Annotated in this window: 4 protein-coding genes; 2 read left to right on the top strand and 2 right to left on the bottom strand. The window is 52.3% G+C overall.

Features of this window, described 5'->3' with window-relative positions; translation table 11 throughout:
• Positions 1–414 precede the first annotated feature (414 nt).
• Positions 415–1,635, bottom strand: a complete 1,221-nt coding sequence (locus PHF15_RS16445; RefSeq protein ID WP_300122892.1) for a PIN domain-containing protein — start codon at positions 1,633–1,635, stop codon at positions 415–417.
• Between the two features lie 171 nt (positions 1,636–1,806).
• Between PHF15_RS16445 and PHF15_RS16440 the strand changes: the two genes are divergently transcribed.
• Both PHF15_RS16440 and PHF15_RS16435 read left to right on the top strand, forming a co-directional pair.
• Positions 1,807–2,418 (top strand): hypothetical protein, encoded by a 612-nt coding sequence (locus PHF15_RS16440; RefSeq protein ID WP_300122891.1) that lies wholly within the window; start codon positions 1,807–1,809, stop codon positions 2,416–2,418.
• The gene (locus PHF15_RS16435; protein WP_300122889.1) at positions 2,405–3,502 is read left to right on the top strand and encodes an XRE family transcriptional regulator; all 1,098 of its coding nucleotides are present in this window, start codon (positions 2,405–2,407) and stop codon (positions 3,500–3,502) included. Before PHF15_RS16440 ends, PHF15_RS16435 begins: the two co-directional genes overlap by 14 nt.
• Before the next feature lie 921 nt (positions 3,503–4,423).
• On the opposite strand, the gene PHF15_RS16430 is transcribed toward PHF15_RS16435, so the two are convergent.
• Positions 4,424–5,591: sodium/proton-translocating pyrophosphatase (locus PHF15_RS16430; protein ID WP_300122886.1), on the bottom strand; the 1,168-nt coding region annotated here is incomplete at its 5' end.

Here is a 5,591-nt window from a genome sequence, read left to right as displayed (position 1 = left end):
TATTCCAGCGAAATCGAACGTGAATTTCAGGTCAATCATGTTGCCAACTTTGACCATGGCGGTCAATGCCGACCAGACCAAGTGGGCACTCGACTCGATCTTTCGACTGACCGACTCTTGAGCAGCGATTCCGGTCTTAGAGATTTTCGATTTACCTGCTCCTTAGCAGCCGTTGGCAGCCAGGTACCGACAGGCGGCTATCCGGTGACGTTTCACTTGTACCAGCTCCGGTGGTGGCCAGCCGTGGCCGCTGGCTTCAGCGGTGACGTTTGACCTGGCGTGGCTTCAGCGATGACGTTTCATTGGAAGCAGCTCCGGCGGTGGCCAACTGTGGGGGCTGGCCTTATCCGGTGGCGTTTCATGGGCACGAACTTGTGCGGTGAGGTTTCATGGGAATGACCTTGTGCCGTGGCGTCAAAGTGCTTCTAAACTGCCCCGCTTTTTTTCTTCCTGACCATCGTGCTGGTCGGGGTCATATTCTTCGTCGTATCCATAGTCGAGATTGACCTCGCCGGCATCCACCGAATAACTCCCTGCCGCAATTTCAACTTCAATGTCCCAATCCTCTACCGGCGATGCCATCAACTCACCGGAGGAAGTCAAAAACACACTCACGTCAACATTCATTGGCACCGAAATTTCTTGTGATCCCATGGGTATCTCTTCATGGTCGATCGAATCCCACTGAAAGAACGCCACCGAAATCAATACCTCAACGCTTATCGATACAGGAAGCTCCACCACATAAAGCGGCGAATCCTCATCAGTGAACCACCCCTGCATATTCCGGAAGTCTGGCTCGAAGGCAACGACACTTGCGTCGTAGGACTCAGCCTCCTGTCGATGTGAAAAGCCAGTGCAAATTTCATCAACCGACCACTCGGCTTCTGATACATGTTCTTGCACCGCGTCCTCGACAAGTGCGTAGCAGTTAGAGTTGTGATCCTCCAAATTGGCCCGAATCTTCGACAGCAGCAGCTTGGCATGTTCTGACATTGCCTCGAACAAGCCTGTGAACTCCTCCAAGGTTTTGACGCAAAAAAGGTGGTCTGAATTATTTGCAAAGGAATGCCAACCTTTGTCCTTTGAGATCAGCACACCATTCGTGTCTCCATCCTTGGCGTACTGCTCAAGCACCAGGAGTGCTGCCGCGTCAGGGAACTCAGATTTCTTGTCTTTGATGACTTCAAAAGGCGGCTGCATTGCAAAATAGCGCTCAAATAAATCACGGGCAAGCATTGCACCATCTGTCGCCAAAATTTCACCGCCCAATCCCTTCACAAAGGACAGAATTTCTGTTTTGAATTGCTGTTTTGCAGATTCAACAATGGCCAGGGAATTAGCTGCTGACACCAGCGGAGCGACATCCAATGATGCCTTTCGGCGCAAGTGATTCAGAGCCGAATCCAGCTTTTGCTTGGCTTCCATAAGGTCACGCAATCGGTGGGCAAACACCTCACGCTCAACGATTTCCGATAGTTGCAGCGTTATCCAAGCCGGGCGCTGCAGATGCAGGACATTGAGCGCACCCTGTTTGAAATCAAAACCCTTGCCCTCCAAGACGTTGGTGTCTATTGAAAAGAAGGTTACTTTTCGGCCAATGATATGGTCTGGTGTAGGCGGTCCGGCTGGCATTTTTATTCCCTTGGCACACCCCATCAAGGGGCAGACATTGTTTTGATTGCATTGTGGCTGAACACTTTTTCATCAGGGATTCGGGTCTAAGAATATTATTCTGAATAAATTTCACACAAATTACAGAATTCTGCTGTAAGATCATGACTGCAATCAATTTTTAAGGCTACCATGATCGAAATGCAGGGGAAGGAAGAGTTCGCATCCGAGCGTATTGCTCAATTGCCGCTGATCAAGCAATGCATTGATAGTGGATGGGACAATTACACTAAACTTTATCCACCCGACCTCCGCGCCCGGCACAGTGCCCGCACCAGAGCCTCATTGATCAATGATGAGATCGTTCTTGAAGCGGAAGTGCTGTTTGCCAATGTGCCTGGCATCCGTTTTGAGAAGCGAGGCAATGCTTTTTTTGCTTATGTCGGACAGCGAATGGTTATCAGATTCAAGAAATTTGGACCGAACCTGTCGGTCAGCGGAATCCCAACTCAGCAGCACCTCTCCCTCATAAATCAGCAATTTACTCTGCCTGATTTCGGCGAAATGATGACGATTCATGCGGGCTACAAACTCAATACGCTCGAAACAGCACTGGAAGGTACTTACGTCGTTTGCCCACGTGGACATGGCAAACATTGGTTTCTGAACCTCAAAGACATTGAAGATCGCAATAGCGTGCCAAACATTGTGCAGCTGCCAATTCAGCCTCAAAAACAGGTGGCAGGTTTTACGCCCAAATTGGTACCAAAAATAGACAAGGAAGCGGAAGGTGGATCAGTTTAATCCTCGCATGCTCGTGATTGCCCGTGAAGCACGTTGTTTCGGACAAGCCGAGTTAGCCAAACGCCTTGGCATCAGCCAGGGCGCGTTATCAAAAATTGAAGGGGGTGTTTCTAAACCCACTGCAGAGGTGCTGGACAATTTTTGTAAAGAACTTGATTTTCCTACTGGTTTTTTCCAACAATCAGGCGGTGTTCACGGCACTGGAACAGAGGCTTTTCACCAAATGTACCGGCGAAGACAAGCCCTCCCCGCTAAGGATTTCCGTAGAGTTGAGGCACAAGTAAATATCGTTCGCATGCATCTCGAAAAAATGCTCAGTGCAGTCGATTGGCATCCCGGGATTGAAATTCCGAAATGGAATATTGAAGATTTTGGCGGAAGTGCAGAAAGAACTGCAACAGCGTTGCGTGCGTCTTGGAATATGCCCGCTGGCCCTGTCGGTAACGTAACTCAGCTTATTGAAGATGCCGGCGGCATCATCATCATGTTTGATTTCGGCACCAAGCTGGTGGACGCAACCAGTTTTCGGTATCCGGGCCTGCCCCCTTTGTTTTTTGTCAACAAGGGGCTAACCGGTGATCGCATGCGATTTACGCTGGCCCATGAGCTGGCCCATATGGTTTTGCACAGTGACATACCAGTGCAGACCATGGAAACAGAAGCGGATCAATTTGCAGCCGAGTTTTTGATGCCCGCACGCGACATAAGCCAAAGCCTAAACAGGTTCGAACTTCGCCGTGCAGCCCTACTTAAACCGTTTTGGAAAGTCTCGATGGGTTCGTTGTTGTTCCGGGCAAAAACACTTGAAAAAATTACTGATAACCAGTCCCGTCATTTGTGGATCAAGATGAGTGCAGCGGGTTGGCGCACACGTGAACCTGAAGAACTCGACATTCAAATTGAGCAGCCACGATTTCACCAACAACTCGTTGATCTCCATCTAAAAACCATGGGTTACTCACCTGCTGAATTTGCACAGATGCTTTTCAGCAACGCCAACGATGCGACTACCTACCATGGCCATGGCGAACAACCTTATCAAGCATTACGTCTGGTCTCGAAAGGGTTCTCTATAGTGCAGTAACAAAAACAAAAAAGCCCACGAAGTGCGCTAACACTTCGCAGGCTCTCGGTGAGGTGAATAAGGGCTACCAAACCACCACACAACCGTCTTGGACAGACAGCGGAGTTTAACGCTCCGGGTTGTGAGGCGCAACAAATGTCCTTCAATCCAATTCAGAGGAGGGATATTTATGTCCTATCGAAAACTGAAGAGCGTTTTTGTTCACGCCTACGCCCGCTACCGTTTTGGTCAGTGGGAATCCGTGTGCAAGCATTGGCGCTCCCATCCCGGACAGCTTTCGCTGTTCTAGTGATCCGGCTCGCAGCCGGAATGTAGCGCCCGGCCGATAGGTCGGTGCCAACGCCTTTGGTTGTTGGAAGGGATGCTCGGGCCGCCGCCCGAGCATTTCTCAATACTCACATGGAGCCAATCAGGGGTTGTACACCCAAACCGGCGGAATTTGTCCATAGCACTGACGGAAAATATTTGTTTGTCGGCCCCCGCAGTTTTGTGCCACTTTTAGGCCAACCGGAGCCTAAAAGGTACACGGAAAACACTGACGGAATGCGTTCTCATACGGAAACAGTGCGAAATAGGTTTTCCGATACTCACATTTTGAGAGTGGCTAAATTCCGCCGGTTTGGGCTTAGAACCCCTGACTGGAGTTGAACTAGACAGCCAGAAAGCAGACTGTCGTGTGCGACTCTTATGGGTCTTCTGGAGTCAGTCACTTTTCTGGAAAACTGAATCCCAACATTTTCATTGGTGCCTGTTGGGTTGTCTAACTATCACCTGTTGGCTTGTCTAATTGGCCCTTGTTGGTTTAGCTAACAAAGGCAAATGTTGTTGGTTTCTCTAAGTAACCACGGCCAACAGCGCAGTAAAACCTCCTGATGCATAAAAAAACCCGCCGAAGCGGGTTCTTATTGGGCCTGATGGCGTCTAGCCGCCGTGAATTTTCATCATGACCGGCACGATCAGCAGCGCCACAATGTTGATGATCTTGATCAGCGGGTTGATGGCCGGGCCGGCCGTGTCCTTGTAGGGGTCGCCCACGGTGTCGCCGGTCACGGCGGCCTTGTGGGCTTCAGAGCCCTTGCCGCCAAAGTTGCCGTCTTCGATGTACTTCTTGGCGTTGTCCCAGGCACCGCCACCGGTGCACATGGAAATGGCCACAAACAAACCGGTCACGATGGTGCCCATCAGCAAGCCACCCAGGGCCGCCGGGCCGAGGATCAGGCCGACCAGAATCGGCACCACCACGGGCAGCAGGCTCGGGATCATCATTTCCTTGATGGCAGCGGTGGTCAGCATGTCGACTGCGGTGTCGTACTCGGGCTTGGCCGTGCCTTCCATGATGCCCTTGATGTCGCGGAACTGGCGGCGCACTTCAACCACCACGGCACCGGCCGCGCGGCCCACGGCTTCCATCGCCATGGCGCCAAACAGGTACGGAATCAGGCCACCGATAAACAGCCCGATGATGACCATCGGGTTGCTCAAATCGAAGGTGATGTGGCTGCCATAAGCATCCAGCTTGTGGGTGTAGTCGGCAAACAGCACCAGGGCTGCCAGGCCGGCGGAACCAATCGCGTAACCCTTGGTGACGGCCTTGGTGGTGTTGCCCACGGCGTCCAGCGGGTCGGTGATGTCGCGCACGCTTTTGGGCATTTCGGACATTTCGGCAATGCCACCGGCGTTGTCGGTGATGGGGCCATAGGCGTCCAGCGCCACCACGATGCCGGCCATGCTGAGCATGGAGGTGGCTGCAATGGCAATGCCGTACAGGCCGGCCAGCGCAAAAGCGGTGTAAATGGCCACGCAGACAAACAGCACCGGCCAGGCGGTAGAGCGCATCGACACACCCAGGCCGGCAATGATGTTGGTGCCGTGGCCGGTGGTCGAGGCTTCGGCGATGTGTTTCACTGGCGGGTATTGGGTGCCGGTGTAGTACTCGGTGATCACCACCAGCGCGGCGGTCAGAATCAGGCCGACAGCACAGGCGCCAAACAGGGCCATTTGGCTACCGGAAGCCTTGATGGCGTTGTCAGGAATCAACCATTGCGTGACAAAGAAGAAGGCAATCAGCGACAGCACCCCGGCCACAGCC

The organism is Rhodoferax sp. (assembly GCF_028689295.1).
Classification (GTDB): Bacteria; Pseudomonadota; Gammaproteobacteria; order Burkholderiales; family Burkholderiaceae_C; genus Rhodoferax.
The sequence above is the reverse complement of the archived record's forward strand: the minus strand, read 5'-3'. Positions and strand labels throughout refer to the sequence as shown.